This window comes from Limosilactobacillus alvi, assembly GCF_016900115.1.
In the GTDB taxonomy this organism is placed as follows: domain Bacteria; phylum Bacillota; class Bacilli; order Lactobacillales; family Lactobacillaceae; genus Limosilactobacillus; species Limosilactobacillus alvi.
The window spans coordinates 1-19,022 of sequence record NZ_JACJJQ010000038.1; the positions used below are offsets into that span (position 1 = coordinate 1).

Here is a 19,022-nt window from a genome sequence, read left to right on the forward strand (position 1 = left end):
TTTTTGTTTGTTTTAGGCTAATTACATCATATCAGGAGCGACTTCCTGTGTACATAAAAACCGGATGATGAATTGTTTAAGAAATTCATCATCCGGTTTTTACTTTGGACTAGGAGTTTTTTCCCAGCCTCTCTCACGGTCAAATAAGTTTAAATGATGTTTATTTAGATAAAATTATCCTAATGTTCTTTGAAGAGGTTCGTTAAAAGGTCCATGAAGGTAGCCAAGTAGCGATCCTTATCAACATTAACGGCAACCTTAACGTTTGGATTAGGATCGTTCAACTTGTCCTTGTCACCGACTGTCCGAGCGTAGTTGTGTTCATCGTAGATTACCTTCATGAAGAGGCTAATCGTTTGAACAAAACTTGGGTCGAGGGAAACTCCAACGGCGAGTGGGTCGTGAAGGGCACAACCATGCTTGTCGATGTCGAGGTTGTAGTAAGCATCGATGTAGAAGTCGGTGATATCAGCGTAAGCTTTTCCGGCCTTAGTCCCAAGTTCCCGCCATTGTTGGGTTTCTTTCTTGGTTAGGAGGGTCCGCAAAGTAACATCAAGGCCAACCATTGTTAGTGGTAATTCACTGGTCAAGACCGTATTAGCAGCTTTAGCATCTTGATTGATGTTGGCTTCGGCAACGTCAGTTACGTTCCCTTCAACCGTTAACGCCCCACCCATGAAAGTGACATTCCCAATTAGATGGGCAATTTCAGGGTCCTTTTCAAGGGCCGCTGCCAAGTTGGTCATTGGCCCAGTTGGGATAATGATTAAGTCCTTCCCATACTTGTGAGCAGCTTCGATGTAAAAGTCAACCCCCGATTGTGCTTCTACTTGCCGCTTTGGTTCTGGAAGTTCGACGTCTCCAATCCCGTTGTTCCCGTGGATATCCTTGGAAACTTGCATTACATCAAAGTGGTCGCTTGTGCTGGAGTGTGGCAGACCCAAGAAAACTGGAACGTCTGGTTGGCCAAGTAATTCCAAAAGCTTCAAGCTGTTTTGTGCACAAACGTTGAGTAGGTTGTTACCGTATGAAGAAACAATCCCAATCAAATCAACATCAGGAGCCGCAACGGCGTATGCAATTGCTAAAGCATCGTCCACCCCAGTGTCCAAGTCAAGAATCATTTTCTTTTGTGCCATGATAAGTCCCTCCAAAGAATATAATCAGTTTTTGAGAGTAGTAACGTTTTACCTCTTAATAATAACTAATAATGAAAAGGATTACAATCGGAAATTTCCGTTTTTTGCTCCCCTTTGACGCTAATGATACAATGAAAGCACGGTAGATTTAAAGTGAGCGAGGCAAAATGATGGAAGAAAAAATTTATGATGTTGTCATTGTTGGCGGGGGACCGGCCGGAATGTTTGCGGCTTTTTATTGTGGGTTACACGAATTAAAGGCACAATTAATTGAAGCACTCCCAACCTTAGGGGGGCAACCCGCTGCTCTGTATCCCGAAAAAAAGATTTGGGATGTTGCTGGGAAAGCCGGGGTAACTGGTCGCCAATTAGCAGAGGGTTTGCAATCCCAAATGGCAGTGGCACCGATTGATACCGTGCTCGGGCAAACCGTAACTAACGTTCAAAAGGAAGCTGATGGGACCTTTATCGTTACCACTGCTACCGGAACCTCCCGGGCCAAGGCAATTTTAATCGCCCTGGGGAAAGGGGCCTTTACCCCGCGGCCCTTGGCTCTCGAAGGGGTTGATAACTTAAGCAAGGAGCAACTCGATTACTTCGTGACTAAGAAGGATGAGTATGCTGATAAAGAAGTTGTCGTCCTTGGCGGAGGCGACTCCGCAATTGATATGGCTTTAATGTTAGAACCGATTGCCAAGCAAGTTAGCTTAGTTCACCGGCGAGATCAATTCCGGGCTTTGCCAAAGACAGTTTCGGATTTGAAAGCTTCTAAAGTTCAATTGTTAACGCCATACTTACCAAAGGCAATTAACGGCCAAGCAAATGGTAAGGTTGAGATAACCTTGAAGAAAATGAAGAGTGAAGCCGAGCTGACCATTACTACGGATAAGGTTCTGGTTAACTATGGTTTTACTTCTAATAACGCTGCTTTGCAGGACTGGGACTTGGATTTAGCGAGCGACCATAATTTAATTACGGTTGATTCAACCATGCAAACTAGCGTTGAAGGGGTATACGCAATTGGCGATGGGGTTACGTACCCAGGGAAAGTAGCCTTAATTGCGAACGGCTTTGGGGAAGCTCCTGTCGCTGTAACTAGCCTTGCTAAAGCCCTCTACCCTAAGAAGCGGATGGCCATGCATAGTTCGTCGATGAAGTTGTAAACTATTTCCCGGATTGCGCAGGATGTTGCCGCAATGTAATTAACTTTATAATATAAAAAAACCGATCAGGAGAAAATTCCTGGTCGGTTTTTTGCTTTGCTAAAGCAACTAGTTATTACTATCAGGATTAGTAATCTTAATCCGGTTTGAACTAGTTGAAGAGTGATTTACTTCCGGTGCATCGGTAGAGTATAGGTTAGCAGTGGTCTTATCGCCATTTTCGGAATAAAGACTAGTTGACTTATTTCCCTTTTCTTTTTCAATCTTCTCGGCTTTCTGCAAACCATTTGAGTAGTTATAGTCGTTAGCTTTAACCGGAGTAAAGCCCTTTGGATCGTAGAACCGTAATAGGTTCTTTTGGTTTAGGGAATCGGAAAGGTGGAGTTCTTTAGTAACGAAATCCTGGTCCTTTTCGACTTGTTTTTGTTGCTTAGCGGTAAGCTTAGCGATTTTGCCAGTGGTGGTATCGTAAATCGTACCATTAACACTGGTATACTTTGGGGTTACAAAATCTTGGTTCCGGAAGGCAACAACTTGCTTATGTTGGGAACTAAAGAGGTCCGTCCCAAACATAATGTAACGTTTCGTAGAGATCCCAAGTAAGTGCAAGAGCGTTGGTAAGACATCGATTTCGCCACCATACGTGTTATAAATCTTCCCTTGGTTAGTTCCAGGAATGACAAACATTAATGGAACTCGTTGTAGCATGGCATTGTCATAGTCATTCCAATCTTCACTCGACTTACCCAAGACACTGGCTAAATTCTTGTTTTCGGAATTGGAAATCCCGTAGTGGTCACCATAAATCATGATGATTGAATTTTTGTAAAGTCCCGACTTTTGTAAGTAAGCGAAAAATTCCTTCACAGCTTGGTCAAGATAGTGAGCAGTGACAAAGTAGTTATCAACGTTGGTGTCCCCGGTATTGGTAGTAGTGAAGTTTGGATCTTTATCTTCACTATCTAATTCATAAGGGAAGTGGTTCGTAACGGTGATGTACTTAGCGTAGAACGGCTGTTGCAAGTGTTCAAGGTATTTTACAGAATCTGCAAATAAGAGCTTATCTTTCAACCCATAACCGGTGGCCTTGTCACCAGAAGTGTCATAATAAGAAGCATCAAAGAAATACTGATAAGCTAGGTTTTTATAAACGTTGTTCCGGTTCCAAAAGGAGGCGACGTTTCCGTGGAAGACCCCGGTGGTGTAACCGGCCCGCTGTTCGAGGATTGCCGGCGCCGCTTCAAAGGTATTGTCACTCCCTAAGGTTGCAAATAACGACCCTTGGGGAAGGCCAAAAGTACTGGTTTCTAACATATTTTCGGCATCGGAAGTTTTTCCTTGGCCGACTTGGTGGAAGAAATTACTAAAGGCATAAGTACTATTGCTGTGGTAGAGCGAATTTAAGAACGGGGTTACTTCTTGACTATTGATCTTCCGGTCAATCAAGAATTGTTGGAAACTTTCGAGGTGAATTATGATCACGTTCCGCCCCTTAGCAATGCCAAAGAGTTTATCGTTTGGCTTGGCGTAGAGCTGATCTGTGAATTTCTTAACCTTTTCCAGTTGGGACTTAGTAGCGGACTTTCGCATCGTATAAGTATGTTGAGAACGAACTAAATCGTAACCGGTAAAAGTATCCACCCCTAAGTACTTAACGATGTAAGTCCGGTCAAAGGTCCGCCCAAGTAACTGGGGCCGACTAAATTCGGCAACCATGATATTAAGCCCTAAGCAGAGAATCCCGACTGAGGTGGCCGCAAAAGCCAACCGGTGGCCAATTGCGCGGGGATCAAATTTGATCTTTCGAAAGAGCATCAATAGTAAGATTACAATAATATCTAACCAGTAGAAAATATCGTGGATGTTGGTTAGGGCTAATGATGACGCTGATAGCCCTTGGTTAACCTTCGAGTAGCCGGTCATCGTAGCGATGGTCATAAAATCGGTGAATTCCCGAAAGTAGATGACGTTGAGGTACAACAAAACAGTATTGGCGATGTAAAGTCCCATTATTACGGGATAAAAGAAGCGCGAACGCTTGAAATAAAGGCCAATACTTAAAAGGATAATGGTGGTTGCGAGGGGATTAAAAAAGGTAATTAGGCCTTGAACAAAACTCGTATCCCCAAGTTTAAAGTCAGTTACATAGGCAAATAAGGTCTTGGCCCAAAAAAGAATAATTAAGAGGGCAAAGAACCCAATCCGGGTACTGACGAAGTTCCCTAGTTTTTTCATTTCGGGTGGTTCCTCACAAACATTTTATTTCGCTACTGAATTGAGTAACGAGGCGCTTCCCAGTTTTCCCGGGAAATAGTTTAACGCCCACTATTTTATCACAGAACCCCTTAAAATAAGTCACGATTTCGAATCATAGCAGAAAATTAAGAGATGGTTGACCAAACTTTCGCTTTAAAATGATATTGACAAAATCAAAGAACAATAATATATTAAAACCGAACGTAAATCGAAAATAAAAACCGATTAAGAAAGAAGCGTTCTTGATGAAAATGCCAATTTTTAGTGAAGAAGAAAGCCAACGAATTGCTAGCCATTTCTTTAAGTATGAATATCAAGATCCAGGGATTAAAAAGTGGGGTGGCTTCTTTTTAAGCGAACATACAGCCAAATTAGCAAAGGGTGACCTTGGTCAATCCAAACGAGCTCAAGCAACCCCTCACCAAGTGATTGATCCAAGAGAAGCGTGGGGACCGAGTGAATACTAAAGAGGCCAATTATAGTACGATCAGCGGAAAGCACTATGTTAACCGTGGTTGCTGAGTAGTAAAGAGGGTGGGAAGAAACTCAAGTTTCTTCCCACCCTCTTTTTCATCTCCGAATGTTACTCAGTAACTAAGGTCAAAAAGCACGGCCTTAGCGGATAAGTGCGAACGAAAGGTCGATTCTAATGAATCAACCTTCGTTCTTCTTATCCCAACCAGGCCGTCAAGGAGCTTTTTTCCCATCCTCTTTTCTAAGATTAGTTATTAAACGTTCCTGCTTCAACTTGCTTAATGAAATCGGCAAGGTGCTTGTAGTAAACGTCGGGATTATCGACCATGTGGTGGTGACCACCATTTGGCGTGGTTACCAGCTTGGAATTAGGAATCAAGGATGCCATCGTCTTCGCCGTATCGAGGGGCATGGTTTCATGTTCCCCAAAGGTTAAGAGGGTTGGTACCTTGATATTTTTGAGTTGGTCCCGGAAGTGCCAGTCCTTGAGCTTCCCAGTGATGACAAATTCGTTGTCGCCTTGGAAGGCGTTGTAAACAGCGGACCCGGCAATATCAGCTAAATGGTAGAGTTTAGATGGTTGTTTCCGATCAACGAAGTTTTCGTTTAGAACTTGAACGTCTTGTTGGTAACGATTATTAGCGTAGTCGTTTTTGGCTTCGCATTCCTTCATGAAGGCGACTTCTGCAGCCGGTAAAATTGCTTCCCGGCACTTGTTAACGTGGTCAACGTATTCGTCGATTTCATCAACCATTGAGGAGATAATGGCCCCCTTCAAGTGTTGCCCATATTTAACAGCATATTCTTGAACTAAGAGCCCACCCCAACTTTGACCAATTAAGTAAAAGTTATCGATACCGAGCTTTTGCCGTACTTCTTCAACTTCATCTAAGAAGTATTCGTAAGTAAGGTACTTATCAGCGATGGCTGGATCACTGTAATCCGGTTGGTCAGAGTAAAGTGATCCTAGTTGGTCGTACATGTGAACTTGAACGTCGAGCCCCTGTTTCTTTAATTGTTGAGCCGTATCTTCCCAGTATTCGTGATTGCCACCAGGACCACCGTGGAGAGCTAGCAAGTGGATCTTACCAGTTCCTTGGGTGTTTGTCCAAAGGTGATAACCATTATCAAGTGTCAAAATTTTCGTACCAGTACGCATAAATTAATCCCTCTTTCCCAAAAGCGTATAAAAGTTAGTATACGCTTCTGAAAGTGGAATCGGCAAGTTAATCGCGGGGGACCTCTAACCAACAGTTAGCTAGATCAAGCGTGTAGGTTAAAGGTTCATTTCCCCGGAGGGTCATTTGGTAATCAGTTGCGAAGATGATTAGTTCTAGTTGATAATTAGCTGGTAGTCGATGGAAAATCGGTTGGAGGGGGAAGTCAACGTCGACAAACTGATTGGGCTGAAGGTCATCAACCTGGCTAGCTGAATGGCGATTTTGGAGGTTAATGTGCCCAAAAGATATTACCTTAGCAGGACTAACTTGGCTAGCTAGTTTAAATTCGCGAAGATCATCACTACCGAAATGGAAGCCAGCCCGTAAGCTCCGGGGATTAATGGTAACGGGACTGACGGTTAGGCGTTTGGCAAGCCCCCGATCGACTAAGAAAGCCGAAAGTAGGCCATGATCAGCGTTTACCTTTACGCGTGCATGCACATGTGGGGTTCCCCGGTAAGTTATTTCCTGGGAAATATTTGCGGTCCGGAAATGAGCACTAAAACTCCCGTTATCAGCTAAGAGGGCTTGTTGCCATTGGTTAGGGTGGTGACACCAGGCTTGATATTGCTCCGCTGGATGACCGTCGGTAAAGAATTGGGTAGTAGCTTCAACGGCTTTCGGGGTTAGGCATCCCGTGCCCCAGTTAAAGTGGGTGGTTTTTACGCCGTCCCAATCGTTAACGGTCCGCCAAGTTTGCGGGGTGTAATTATCCTGAACCAGGACGGCTGGTAGGACTTCATCGGCCTGATTATCAAACCGCCATAAATGTTTAGCAAACCAAAGATTAATCATTTCGCTGTAGTCAAGGGATTGGAAGGAGTTAATATAGATGTGTTTTCCTTGATGGAGAATAATTTTAGCAGGAATTCCATTGGCTTTTAAGCCATCATAAAGCGCCTTAACTTGATTAGGCTTGACGTTATCATCGTTTAAACCATGGACCATCATTACCGGACATTGAATGTTCTTGATTTGGGGCCGGTAATTCCGTGCGGCCCAAAAAGCGTTGTAGTTCCCGGTTTTCCGGTCTTGGGCGCGGGCCATTTGGTGGAGGTAGTGATCGTTGGTGGGCTTGATTTTAAGGTAGTCGGCTAAATTTTTCGTCCGACTAAAGGTTTCGGCCGCCAAAACATCGGCGTCTTCACCTTGGAAACCACCGGGTGCCATGACGAGACCATTCTCGCGGTAGTAGTCATACCAACTGGAGATGGCAGCTTCTGAAACGATGGCGCTGAGGCCGGCAACGCCAGTCGTTGCGACCGCTGTGGAAAGGGTCCCTAAATAAGAACGCCCCGTCATCCCCACGTGGCCATTACACCAGGCGGCCTTGATTAATTGGCCACTGGTCCGGTCAGTGAAGGCCTGGCGATCACCGTGGAGCCATTCCACGACTGCTTGCATACTAGCTGTTTGCTCAGGAGACCCGCAGGTTTGGAGGCCATCGGAATCTTTGGTTCCAATTCCGGCAGCGTAAACAATGGCGTATCCCCGGGCTGCTAAGTAATTATTTAAGGTATAGCTGGGGGTTTCGCTGAAGGTTTCTGTAGCCTGAGAAGCTTCCCCCGTGATGGTTTGATAAGTTTGTGGTTGAGGGAAGGGCAGTTCAGCTGGCGCCTGGTCGCTAGTTAGCTTATGGGTAAGGGGATGGTTAACCTGATGGGTTACTTTTTCCCCCCAAGCATCATTGGTTCCTTGATTGTAAGGACTTGCGGTGAAAACTGCTGGGACTTTTAGGCCGTGGTTACTTTCGACTGGCCGGATAATTTCAGCTTTAACGAGGTCGGCTTGGCCGTCAAAGTCAGTATCAAGGTCGGTTTCAACATAAACTACCTCGCGGATGAAGGTTGCGGGGTCAAAACAGGCAATTGGTTGACCGTTAAAGATAAGGGGCTTTTCCGCAGCCGGTAGTTGATACGTCCAGGCTAAGGCTCCATCGGCGACTAACTGATCTAAATACCGATAACCATTGTTATTCCGGCTAATTAAGAGCTGGTAAAAGGCATCCGTAACCGTTGCAACATTCCAGCTGGTTGGATTAAGGAGGGGAAGCCTGATTTTTTCAACCGCAGCTACCGGCGCCGTTACCTGGTAATCAACTTCCGGAATAAAGTGAAGTAATTGTAAGGCGATAAGGTCAAAAATTGGCGTTGTTAGCGGGTCGTCACTCGTTAGCCAGGCCATGACAGATTGGTCTTTGGTGGCGGCCAGACCATTTAACCATTGGTTAGCACTGGCGGCGGTTTTAGCCGCCGGATGACTCGTAACCAAAAAATGTTTGAGTAAGGCCTTGGGGGTTAAGGCTTGCCAGTCGTCAGGTAGCAAACGAAGGGCTTTAAGCTCGGCTTGTCGTTCAGCCGGCGTGGTAGGTTGAATTGCAAATTGATTGTTCCGCATAAAAAATCCTCCCGGAAAAATAATTACCCCCATTATCGCACTGTTAACGATAATGAGGGTAAAAATTAGTGATTTAGTTTACTGTGGCGGTAACCGTAGCCAAAGTAAAGTAACAATCCAATCGCAAACCAGATTCCGGCCCCAATAAAAGTTTCTTTCTTTAATAGGCACATCATTGCTAAACAGGCCACGCCAGAAAGAATTGGGAAAACTGGATAAAGGGGCACTTTAAAACCGCCTTGGTTGGAGATTTCCCGGTTGCGCCGCAAGGGGATAATCCCAAAGGAAACGAAGGTGAAGGCTAATAAAGTCCCAATATTAACCAAACTGGTTAAGTGGTCAAGGGAAACTAGCCCGCCCATGAAGGCGATGATTATGGCTACTACCCAAAGGGCATTTTGGGGCACACTAGTGCGGGGATCAAGCTTGGCGAGAAAGGTTGGTAACATCCCGTCCCGGCCGATGGAGTAAACTAACCGCGAACTGGAGTAAATCATGGTAACCATCATGGTGAACATACCGATTAAAGCCCCAATGGACAGCACATCAGCCAACCAGCTTTGGTGGACCATTTCAAGGGCAAAGGCAACCGGGTTGGCAACATCTAGCTTGGTATACTTAACCATCCCAACCAAGACCGCGGCAACCCCCATGTACAGGACTGTTGCGATCAACAAGGTACCGATGATCCCGGTTGTCATATTTTTCCGGGGGTTTTTAACTTCGGCAGCAGAAGACGAAATGGCATCAAATCCCAGGAAGGCAAAGAAAACCGTCGTCGCCCCTTGGAAGACCCCAGTGATGTGGTAAGGCAAGAAGGGGTGATAGTTGCCCGGCTTGATAAAGAAAACCCCAACCGCAATGAAGATCACGATAATAGCAATTTTGAGGACCACGGCAATGTTGTTAATCCGCATTGAAGTGTTCATTCCATGCGCCAACATCGCCGTAATTGCTAAGACAATAATGACCGCAATCAGATTAATGTAAGTTCCGTGAGCGGGATCAAAGGGACCACTAAGTGCGGTGGGAATTTTAATTCCGACACTGGCTAGTAGGGAATTAAAGTAGGCCGCCCACCCCGTTGAAACGGCCGCTACTGCCAACATGTATTCCAAAATTAGGGCCCAGCCCAAGATCCAGCCGATAATTTCACCGAAAACCACGTTTCCATAGGAATAGGCACTTCCGGCCACGGGTAAGGCGGACGAAAATTCAGCGTAACACATTCCGGCTAAAGCGCAGACGATCGCGGCCAAGAAGAAGGATAGGATAACCCCCGGGCCAGCATCAGTGGCTGCTACCGTCCCGGGAAGGATAAAGATCCCGGTTCCAATCACGGCGCCGACGCCCAGGGCAATTAAGTCAAACGCCGTTAGTGACTTGACAAATTTTTGGTCCGTCCCTAAATAACGTTCGAGACTTTCTTTCCGAAAAAGATTCATTTACAAACTACCTCCATTGGGGGTTGATTAATTAGTCTCTCCTAGTTTAATTAAATTTTGATGAGAAGTCAATGATAAAGAGCGCCGGGTAATCCTAATTTTCGCTACTCCCAAAGTTTTGGCTTTTGTAGTAACGAAAAAGGGGTTGGCTGACTTCAATAGTAACGATTACGATAAAGGTAGGCGCGATCTGGCAGGGAAACTTGCTTTTCTGCGAAAACTTGGTAAAAATAGGGATAATTAGTTAACGAAAGGAAGGAAGAATAATGGCATTAGAACGGACCAGTGGTGCAGTGGTTTACCGCCATCATCAAGGACAATTGGAATACTTACTTCTTCAAAGTACAAATCAAGGAAATTTCTGGGGTTTCCCCAAGGGGCATGTTGAAGGGGATGAAACCCTGTTGGCAACTGCTAAACGTGAAATTAAAGAAGAAACAGGTTTAGCTCTAACCATTAATACCCAATTTGCGGTTTACACCCAGTATGATTTACCAAATGGTAACCACAAGGAAATGACCCTTTTCACGGCGGAATTAGCGGATCAAGCAGCATTGACTTTGCAGGCGGCAGAAATTAAAAACGCGGCCTGGTTGCCTTATCAAGCGGCGCGGGAACGGTTAACTTACGATAATCTAAAGCAATTATTGGACGAAGCCAATGCCTACTTAACGGCTAAATAAGATGAAGCAAATAATTGTTCTTTGTGGGGCGGCTGGCACCGGAAAAACCACGGTTCAGACCTACTTACAAACTTACTTTAATTTTGCCCGGGTGGTGACGCATACGACCCGGTTGCCCCGCCAAGGGGAAGTTAATGGACAGGACTATTACTTTGAAACGCCCGCTTCAATGGCCAAATTACACCTCTTAGAAAAGGTTGTGTACGATCATCATCAGTATGGATCTTCAAAAGAAGGCCTTGCGCGGGCGCTTGCTGACCACCCCGGGGCCGTGATTGTGTTGGATACAAAGGGCGCAACGACTTATCAGCAGGTTCTGGGAGATCAAGTTGTCGTCGTCTTCTTGACGGTTTCACCGACGACAGATTTAGGTCACCGCTTGGCGCAACGGGGGGATGATCCGGAAAAAATCCAATCCCGGCTTACCAGTGCAGAATTTCAACGGGACTTAACCCTACCAACGACCTTACAAGGTAAAGCCATCGTGATCAAAAATGATGAGTGGGCACAAACGAAAACTCGTTTAGATCAACTGATGGCAACTATTTTAGTGCCCAAGGGGGACAATTGATGAATGATGATTTAAAAGCACAAGCAATTAAAGCACTCAAGCAAGGACACTATCGGGTAACGAAGCAACGACAACACCTAGTTGATTTACTAATTGCCCATCCGGATCACTATCTCGACATTACGGAGTTAGATGATCAAATGCGGCAAATCTATCCTGGAATTAGTCATAATACGATTTACCGAAACTTAAGTGAATTTCAAGAGTTAGGTCTAGTTGAATTTACCCGGCGAACTAATGGACGGGCAGTCAAATTTAGCTGTGAGCGGCCCCACCATCACCACTTTATTTGTCAAAAGTGCGGGAAGGTTTTTGAAATTAAGCTGCCGCCGTGGGATGCTAGTTATTTTGAAAAACAATTACCGGGGGCCAAGATTACCGGGCATGACTTTGAATTATACGGCTTGTGTGCCGATTGCTTGCGCCAAGCAGAGACAAAAGAACCTTAAAAGTTTTACCGATTCTTTAATTGTTTTGTCCCCTAAATCAGCTACAATTAAGGTTACAAGACAGGAAGGATGAGAATTATGAAAACTCCCCCGTTTGTGACACCGTTTGCCTTAGTTTCGTTGGTGCTTGCTTTAGGGGCGACGAACGTGGTGGTTAACAAAACTACCCACACTAATGAAGGGGCCAAGGTGACCTCGGTAAGTACAAGCTCCACCTCAGACCATCAACCGACGGATAACAGCCGGGGTGATTCCTCGACGAATAAAGATAGTCGGGTTGACCAAAGTAGTGATGCTCAAGATGACAATTCCACAACGGATATGAGTCGAGCTAACAGGACTAGTACGACGCAAAATCAGGATGATAGCCAAACTGATACTAAGAGTACGACAACGAATAATCAAACTACGAATTCAAGTTCTGCTAGTTCAACGGCTCAAACCAACTCCACCACTACTAACAACACCACAACGCAGAATACGAGCAACTAGGAGGGCGGCTGATGTTTAGTTTTTTAGACATGATTAATAGTTCGCTTAGTTACTTTAATATTAAGCCAACACTAAAAAATAAGATTTATGTAGTTATTGCCACTTTAGGGGATGGCTACTTAATTTATGTTACTTGGCGTTTGTTTGCCAACCAAGTTTGGGTGCGAGCCCTACTTTATTGTTTAGCGGTCCTCTTTTTAACCTATTACCTGTATTTAAATGCGGTCTATTATTTCTTAAATCGAACCTCTAAGTTAGATTTTCTCTCACCGTGGTTAAGTAAGGTTACGGGAACCGCACCATCCCCTGAAACCGGGAAGTTGCCCCGGCGTCGGATGATGCAGCCCTTAAACCAGGCAGCTGGTTACTACGAAGGACATGATGTGGTAAAAGCGCAGGTTGAAATGGATGCGGTTGAACGGCAAAATCTGCAGCACCTGGTTGATAGCTTGGTCGCTGATAAACTATTATTAGCAGAATATGATGGGATGAATGAAGCCGAGATTCTTGCTCAATACCGGGCAACTAAAGAACCGGTTACGGCGTTAAATCATGGGCAAACTTTACCATATTATGAATTAGTCCATGAACCAAGCCAGCACCGCTTAGAAATCTATGCTGGTCGTAACGAAATGGAAAAGGTGAAAGTCGGCCATATTACTAAAATTGGCTTGACCGACGCTCACGAAGCACGAATGCAGTATCAACTATACTTGGCAAAGCTGTTTATCACCGGGGGACCAAACAAAATTGCTGGTCGCCGGGATTCAACTATCCTGACCGATGGGGACTTTGGTCTTGATGCTTACTTAGCATATCGGGACCGGAATAGTAGTAAGTAAATATGGTTTTAGCTAAGTTGAGGAGGCTGAGAAGAGACATGAGTTTCTTCTCAGCCTCTTTGTCATCTCCGAATGTTACTCAGTAACTAAGGTCAAAGCAGTAGCTGAATGGCAGTTGTTTCCCTAACGGTCGCACCAACCGATTCAGCCTTGCATGGGCTCACAAACGCCAAACAAGTTGGCTGGTTCGCTCCAAATCACGGCCTTAGTGGATAAGTGCGAACGAAAGGTCGATTCTATGAATCAATCTTCGTCCTTCTTATCCCAACCAGGCCGTCAAGGAGCTTTTTTCCCAACCTCTCTCTTTCATCTCCGAAGGTTACGCAACAGTATTTACTTTCCAAAATTTATTTTGTATGTGATAATCGTATTAGCATAAAGTAAAGGCGGGAACAGTCGTGAAAAAAGGACAAACTTACATTGAAATAACAATGCGGCAAATTCAGCGTGATATTATTTTGGGTAAGTATCGTCCCGGCACTAAGTTAGTAGTTGCCAACTTAAAGCAAGATTATGGCGTTTCCTTATCCGTAGTTCGCGAAGCCCTAACCCGGTTAACCGAACAAGAACTGGTAATTTCTACTCCAAATATCGGCTTTAGCGTGGTAAAAATTAACCACCGGGGCATTGAAGAATTAAAAGTGGCCCGTTTAATTAACGAAGGGGAGGCCATTCGTTTGGCGATCCAACACGGTTCTGACCGATGGATCCAAAACGTAAAGGCTGCCTATCAAAAGTTAGCGCGGACTAGCTTTTCTTCACCCGAAACCCACCAATTAAGCTTAGAATGGTATGAAGCGCACCGGGCTTTCCACCAAACAATCGTGGCTGGAGCTAATAATCAGTTTTTAAGTAAAATTTGTTTACGCCTGTGGAACCAAAGTGAGCTTTCTCGTAATCAAGCGTTAGTTCAAGGACGGGTAACCCCCGGACTTGAAGAACATCGACAGCTAACCCAAGAAATTGTAGCCCGGGATTTGGACCGGGCACTAGCAGTACACCGGGCCCACTTGATTAACGGGGCCCGGGGACAACAGCGCTGATAAAAAAATAAAGACCACTAATTTAAAGGTTGAGAGGTAGTTGACTTATCGTAAGTAGATAAGCTAGTTACCTAACCTTGATTAGTGGTCTTTTGTTATCTCCGAATGTTACTCAGTAACTAAGGTCAAAGCAGTAGCTGAATGGCAGTTGCTTCCCTAACGGTCGCACCAACCGATTCAGCCTTGCATGGGCTCACAAACGCCAAACCAGTTGGCTGGTTCGCTCCAAATCACGGCCTTAGTGGATAAGTGCGAACGAAAGGTCGATTCTATGAATCAACCTTCGTCCTTCTTATCCCAACCAGGCCGTCAAGGAGCTTTTTTCCCAACCTCTTAATATTCAATTTCATAATGAATTTGGAAGTGCTTGGGATCAGCGGGCCGCAAAGCAACATCCCCGAAGCTTGGGTGGTGTGGCGTGTCGGGTAAGGTTTGCCCTTCAAGGGCCAAAGCCATCCATGGCCGCCCTGGCCGGTTTAACTTCACGTCACTAGTAATCCCGTCGGTGGAGAACATAACTAACCCATTCCGGTCCGAGAACATCTTTAACGTCCGTCCTGACTTTTGATCGTGGAGGATTGCGATTGGTTCATGGGCCAAAGTATCACTTGGGGTAACTTCAAAGTAGTCATCAAACCCTTTTTCGGGGGTCTTTAACATTTCGTTTAAGGCCTCCCCAAGGTTAGTCAGCTTACTAAAGTCGTAAGGGGTGCCGGCATTTTCAATTCGTTCACCAGTTGGAATTTTCCCATCCTTAACGGCTAAGTGGTACTTGGAGTTAATTTGTAAGTCAAGGCCTTCAATCGTAGGTTCGCTTTCGTCAGCGATATTCCAGTAAGTGTGGTTAGTTGGATTAAAGAGGGTGTTTTCGTCACTCTCACCATAGAAGTCAAGGGTGACACTGTCGTCTTCGCCTAGAGTGTAAACCACGGCGGCCTTAACTGTTCCAGGATAAGTATCATCAGCGGGAGTGAAGGTTTGTTGCAGAGTGATCGTCCCTTGATCGGTGTCAACCGTTACATTCCAGAAGTGACCATCGCCCCAGCCGGTACTGCCCCCGTGGAGGGTGTTGCCGTTTTCGTTTGTGTCAACGTGGTATTCTTTACCATCAATGGTAAACTCACCGTTTTCAATCCGCCCGGCAGTTGGGCCGATGACCCGGTTAATGCTGTAACCAGCGGCGTGAAAGTCGGCAAAGTTATCAGAACTTAAGAGGAGATTGTGCCGTTGACCATCCTTGCCAGGAACCATAAAGGCTTGCCAAACCCCACCGTAGTTTAAAACACTGATGCTGACGTTATGTTCATTTGTCAAAGTATATTTGATAACGTCTTGACCGTTAAATTCACCGAATTTTTCTTGAGATGTTTCCATTCTAATGGTTCTCCCTTCCAGAAAGCGCTTACTAGCATAGACTGGTTAAATTATAGCAGAATTAATAGTGCTAGTAAATATTTAGTAAAAATAATTTTACTGAATCAAAAGTGGTATATTGTCCCAATTTTAAATTCTTGTTTCAGAATAATGCTTCTGTCCTAAGTGAAGACTAACTATAATGATTCGATGTAAAAAGTTTTGGGGGGAGGGAGTAAAATGCAAATGAATCGGACAGTGCGCGATTTTGAACGCGCTTTGGAAGTTTTAGTGACGGAAAAGCCATTTGAAAAACTTACCATTGATCAGATTTGTGAAGAGGCCTTATTACACCGAAGTAGCTTTTATCGTTACTTCCATGATAAATATGACTTGCTAGAGCAAACGATTAACGCACGTTTAAACGCTTTGTGGCAAAAAGCTAGCGATGAAGACGAATTGCTAGAAATGTTACTCCAGTATGTAAATGAGCATAAGAGTTTCTTCCGGCATTTAACAACGAGTGGCAGTCGAGATTCTTTGTATACCGAGTTAATGCGGATGAGTACGGAAATTTTGATGAATGTCCGTGAAAATGGCCCAGAAAATGCCAAAATTACCCGGGCCTTGCGAGCTACTAAAAACCCACAATTAGTGGCATCGTCAATTAGTGGCGCAATTATGGGATCCTTATATTGGTGGCAAGAACAAAACTATGAACTTGCGGATCAAGAAATCGTGGATTCCGTTAAACGCTTTGTCAATTCTTTGCCGCAAGGAACAAATTAGGTTGTAGAGAGAAAGAGGGAATATCATCATGTGGGAAATGATTAAGGCCGAATTTGGTCATATTTGGCGTAATAAATTACTACGTCTTTCGGTATTCGTCATTTGCTTTATTCCTTTCCTATACAGTATCTTCTTCTTGAAATCAGTATGGGATCCATATGGGAATACACAAGATTTACCGGTTGCCGTTGTTAATAAGGACGTGCCGGTTGAATATCGGGGGAAAACAATGGCGGTTGGTCGGCAAACCGTCAAGGAATTAAAGAAGAACCATTCTTTGAAGTGGGAATTTGTATCCGCTAAAAAGGCGGAATACGGTTTGCACCACCGGAAATACTACACGGTCGTTACGATTCCAGAAAACTTCTCGGAAAATGCTACGACGGTCTTGAGTAAGCATCCCAAGAAGATGCAGATTAAGTACGAAACAAATGGTTCTTTGAACTACATTGCCGAAGTGATTAGCCAATTGGGGATGACGAAGCTTAACCAAAATATTCAAACCCAAGTGACAAAGGCTTATGCCAAGGCGACCTTCTTAGCCTTACGGACGGTTGGCAAGGGCATGACCACGGCTGCAAATGGGGCCGGGCAAATCGCTTCTGGGACCAATACTTTAAACAACGGGTTTGCAACCTATGCTAACGGGGTTAGCCAAGTGAACACGGGGATGCAAACCCTAAACAGTAGCGTTGGGGCCCTGGGTTCGGGCGCTAGTCAATTAGCTAGTGGAAGTAGCCAGTTAGCCAGTGGTTTATCACAGTATGCTGGTGGAGTTGGTACCTTAACGTCTGGTTTAAACACTTTAAGTAGCAAGTCAAGTCAATTAAACAGCGGAAGTAGTCAACTAGCCGCTGGGGCTAATCAATTGAATAGTACGGTTAGTTCATCAATGGGCTCAATTAACTCTGACAACATTATGAGTGTGATGAACAAAGCTCAAACCTTAAAGAATAACTTGGCAACCTTGCAAAGCGGATTAGCTTCTGCGCAAACAACTATTAATAGCGTTAAGCAGGATGCTGCGCCATTACAAAAGGTTTCTTCTTCAGGAAACGACATGTCATCAGCAACCACAGCTTTAAAGGACGTGGCTACAAACGACGGCACAATTGCGGCCATCGCTAATCAATTAGCTGGTAGCGAAACCGATGGGGACAAGAAGAATCAGTTACAAGCGATTGCTCAAAAGGCTTCCAGCAACGTTTCAACAATTCAAGGATTAAGTGGGGCGCTTAGCGGAGTGAGTGATCTTTCCAGTTCAGTGTCAAGCTTAAATAAAGATTTAAATCAAATTTCCAGCATGGAAACGATGATCCAAAAAGCGCAAGAAACTTTGCAACAAGCGAATAGCTTAATGGCTGAACTTGACCAGTACAGCGGCCAACTACAAGCTATGCCACAATTAGCAAGACAACTGCAATCCGCAACCAACCAATTGGCTGCTGGGGCAACAGCTTTGAACTCCGGGGTTAACCAATACACAGCTGGTGTTGATACTGCCGCTGCCGGAGCTAACCAATTAACCGCTAACTCTGGGAAGTTAACTAGTGGTGCTAACACCTTAGCTTCTAGCTTGCAACAACTTAACGCTCAAGTACCAACCCTTGTTTCGGGGGTAGCAAAGTTAGCAGCGGGGACGGCTCAATTAAATGCCAATACGCCACAAATTACGGCTGGGATTACAAAACTAAATGCCGGCGCCGGCGAATTAGCTGACAAGTTAGCTTCAGGAGCTAAGCAAATTAATCGCGTCCGTCCTTCTGATAAGACGGCGGATATGATTGCTAAGCCAACGACTTTGAAGCATCGGGACTACTCATACGTACCAAACTATGGTCACGCCTTAGCGCCATACGTACTTTCTGTGGCCATTTACGTTGGGGCCTTGGTCTTCAACTTTGTTTACCCAATTCGGCGGGTAGCACTTCAAGGACGGAAAGCCTCTGCTTGGTGGGCAAGTAAGGTTGTCGTTGAAGGCTTAGTGGCAACGGTGATGGCCTTAGCTGAAGGTGGGATCATGATGGCTCTTGGTTTGACCATCGACCACGTGCCATCCTTCTTCTGGACGCTGATTCTCTTTGCCTGGGCTTCGTTTGCGATCGTCATGTTCTTATCAATCCTCTTTGATAATCCAGGACGGTTCGTTGCCATGGTACTCTTGATGCTTCAACTTGGTGGTTCTGGTGGGACCTTCCCAATGGAAGTAACGATGAAGTTCTACAACGTAATTCACTGGTACTTGCCAATGACCTACTCCATTCAAGGGTTACGGCAAGGGATTTCCGGGGGGATTGGTGAACACTACATCGCCTTTTGTAACGGGGTCCTCGGTGGAATTACCGTCGTCTTTGTCTTACTTTCGCTCCTTGCCATGATTTGGTTGCAAAAGCACCATTTTGCTGGTAAGTCAGAATTAGATAACAACCAAGAACTCCTTGGGGAAGAAAAAGACGATGATGGTATGCACTTGCAAGACCGGAATCAAACCGTTTAAGTGAAATAGCAGCGAGTCAGGAAAACTTCCGACTCACTGCTATTTTTGAAAACGGGCAAGGAAACACGTTCTTTTAAGGACGTGATGAATTGCCCTAATTTTCTGTCCTTTAGGTCACATGGATAGATAAATATGTGATATAATTATTGACATGAAAGATATAAATAGACTTACGTATGGGAGAACTTCCGTATATAACTTAAATTACC

16 protein-coding genes are annotated in these 19,022 nt (G+C 44.9%); 10 read left to right on the forward strand and 6 right to left on the reverse strand.

Annotation, left to right across the window (positions count from 1 at the left end; genetic code table 11):
• Positions 1-179: 179 nt before the first annotated feature.
• A complete protein-coding gene (locus H5993_RS07510) occupies positions 180-1,139 on the reverse strand; it encodes a nucleoside hydrolase (RefSeq protein WP_204776874.1) in 960 nt (319 codons plus the stop codon).
• 170 nt (positions 1,140-1,309) lie between these two features.
• Between H5993_RS07510 and H5993_RS07515 the strand changes: the two genes are divergently transcribed.
• Positions 1,310-2,302, forward strand: a complete 993-nt coding sequence (locus H5993_RS07515; RefSeq protein WP_204776885.1) for an NAD(P)/FAD-dependent oxidoreductase — start codon at positions 1,310-1,312, stop codon at positions 2,300-2,302.
• Between the two features lie 108 nt (positions 2,303-2,410).
• Here H5993_RS07515 and H5993_RS07520 read toward each other — a convergent pair whose 3' ends face one another.
• Entirely contained in the window at positions 2,411-4,537 is a 2,127-nt protein-coding gene (locus tag H5993_RS07520) for an LTA synthase family protein (protein ID WP_204776875.1), read from the reverse strand.
• Between the two features lie 266 nt (positions 4,538-4,803).
• Between H5993_RS07520 and H5993_RS07525 the strand changes: the two genes are divergently transcribed.
• Positions 4,804-5,025 (forward strand): hypothetical protein, encoded by a 222-nt coding sequence (locus H5993_RS07525; protein ID WP_204776876.1) that lies wholly within the window; start codon positions 4,804-4,806, stop codon positions 5,023-5,025.
• Between the two features lie 254 nt (positions 5,026-5,279).
• On the opposite strand, the gene H5993_RS07530 is transcribed toward H5993_RS07525, so the two are convergent.
• From H5993_RS07530 to H5993_RS07540, 3 genes are all read right to left on the reverse strand, one after another.
• Positions 5,280-6,191 carry a proline-specific peptidase family protein gene (locus H5993_RS07530; RefSeq protein WP_180871323.1) on the reverse strand — a complete coding sequence of 304 codons (912 nt, stop codon included), beginning with the start codon at positions 6,189-6,191 and terminating at the stop codon, positions 5,280-5,282.
• Between the two features lie 67 nt (positions 6,192-6,258).
• Positions 6,259-8,649 carry a Xaa-Pro dipeptidyl-peptidase gene (locus H5993_RS07535; RefSeq protein WP_204776877.1) on the reverse strand — a complete coding sequence of 797 codons (2,391 nt, stop codon included), beginning with the start codon at positions 8,647-8,649 and terminating at the stop codon, positions 6,259-6,261.
• 65 nt (positions 8,650-8,714) lie between these two features.
• Entirely contained in the window at positions 8,715-10,094 is a 1,380-nt protein-coding gene (locus tag H5993_RS07540; RefSeq protein ID WP_239458043.1) for an APC family permease, read from the reverse strand.
• A gap of 266 nt (positions 10,095-10,360) precedes the next feature.
• Here H5993_RS07540 and H5993_RS07545 point away from each other — a divergent pair, with 266 nt between their 5' ends.
• The 6 genes from H5993_RS07545 (at position 10,361) to H5993_RS07570 (ending at position 14,174) form a co-directional block, all read left to right on the forward strand.
• The gene (locus tag H5993_RS07545) at positions 10,361-10,777 is read left to right on the forward strand and encodes a bis(5'-nucleosyl)-tetraphosphatase (RefSeq protein WP_204776878.1); all 417 of its coding nucleotides are present in this window, start codon (positions 10,361-10,363) and stop codon (positions 10,775-10,777) included.
• A gap of 1 nt (position 10,778) precedes the next feature.
• The gene (locus H5993_RS07550; protein ID WP_204776879.1) at positions 10,779-11,348 is read left to right on the forward strand and encodes a nucleoside/nucleotide kinase family protein; all 570 of its coding nucleotides are present in this window, start codon (positions 10,779-10,781) and stop codon (positions 11,346-11,348) included.
• Positions 11,348-11,797 (forward strand): Fur family transcriptional regulator, encoded by a 450-nt coding sequence (locus H5993_RS07555; RefSeq protein WP_180871327.1) that lies wholly within the window; start codon positions 11,348-11,350, stop codon positions 11,795-11,797. The genes H5993_RS07550 and H5993_RS07555 overlap by 1 nt, the downstream gene beginning before the upstream one ends.
• A gap of 78 nt (positions 11,798-11,875) precedes the next feature.
• Entirely contained in the window at positions 11,876-12,289 is a 414-nt protein-coding gene (locus H5993_RS07560) for a hypothetical protein (RefSeq protein WP_428980934.1), read from the forward strand.
• 11 nt (positions 12,290-12,300) lie between these two features.
• A complete protein-coding gene (locus H5993_RS07565) occupies positions 12,301-13,131 on the forward strand; it encodes a DUF6681 family protein (RefSeq protein WP_204776881.1) in 831 nt (276 codons plus the stop codon).
• Between the two features lie 398 nt (positions 13,132-13,529).
• A complete protein-coding gene (locus H5993_RS07570; protein WP_204776882.1) occupies positions 13,530-14,174 on the forward strand; it encodes an FCD domain-containing protein in 645 nt (214 codons plus the stop codon).
• A 333-nt stretch (positions 14,175-14,507) separates the two neighbouring features.
• Here the strand turns inward: H5993_RS07570 and H5993_RS07575 are convergent, their stop codons facing one another.
• A complete protein-coding gene (locus H5993_RS07575; protein WP_180871332.1) occupies positions 14,508-15,548 on the reverse strand; it encodes an aldose epimerase family protein in 1,041 nt (346 codons plus the stop codon).
• Between the two features lie 219 nt (positions 15,549-15,767).
• Between H5993_RS07575 and H5993_RS07580 the strand changes: the two genes are divergently transcribed.
• Together H5993_RS07580 and H5993_RS07585 are read left to right on the forward strand one after the other, a co-directional pair.
• Positions 15,768-16,316, forward strand: a complete 549-nt coding sequence (locus tag H5993_RS07580; RefSeq protein ID WP_204776883.1) for a TetR/AcrR family transcriptional regulator — start codon at positions 15,768-15,770, stop codon at positions 16,314-16,316.
• Positions 16,317-16,344: 28 nt separating this feature from the next.
• Positions 16,345-18,813 carry a YhgE/Pip domain-containing protein gene (locus tag H5993_RS07585; RefSeq protein WP_204776884.1) on the forward strand — a complete coding sequence of 823 codons (2,469 nt, stop codon included), beginning with the start codon at positions 16,345-16,347 and terminating at the stop codon, positions 18,811-18,813.
• The last annotated feature ends 209 nt before the right edge of the window (positions 18,814-19,022 follow it).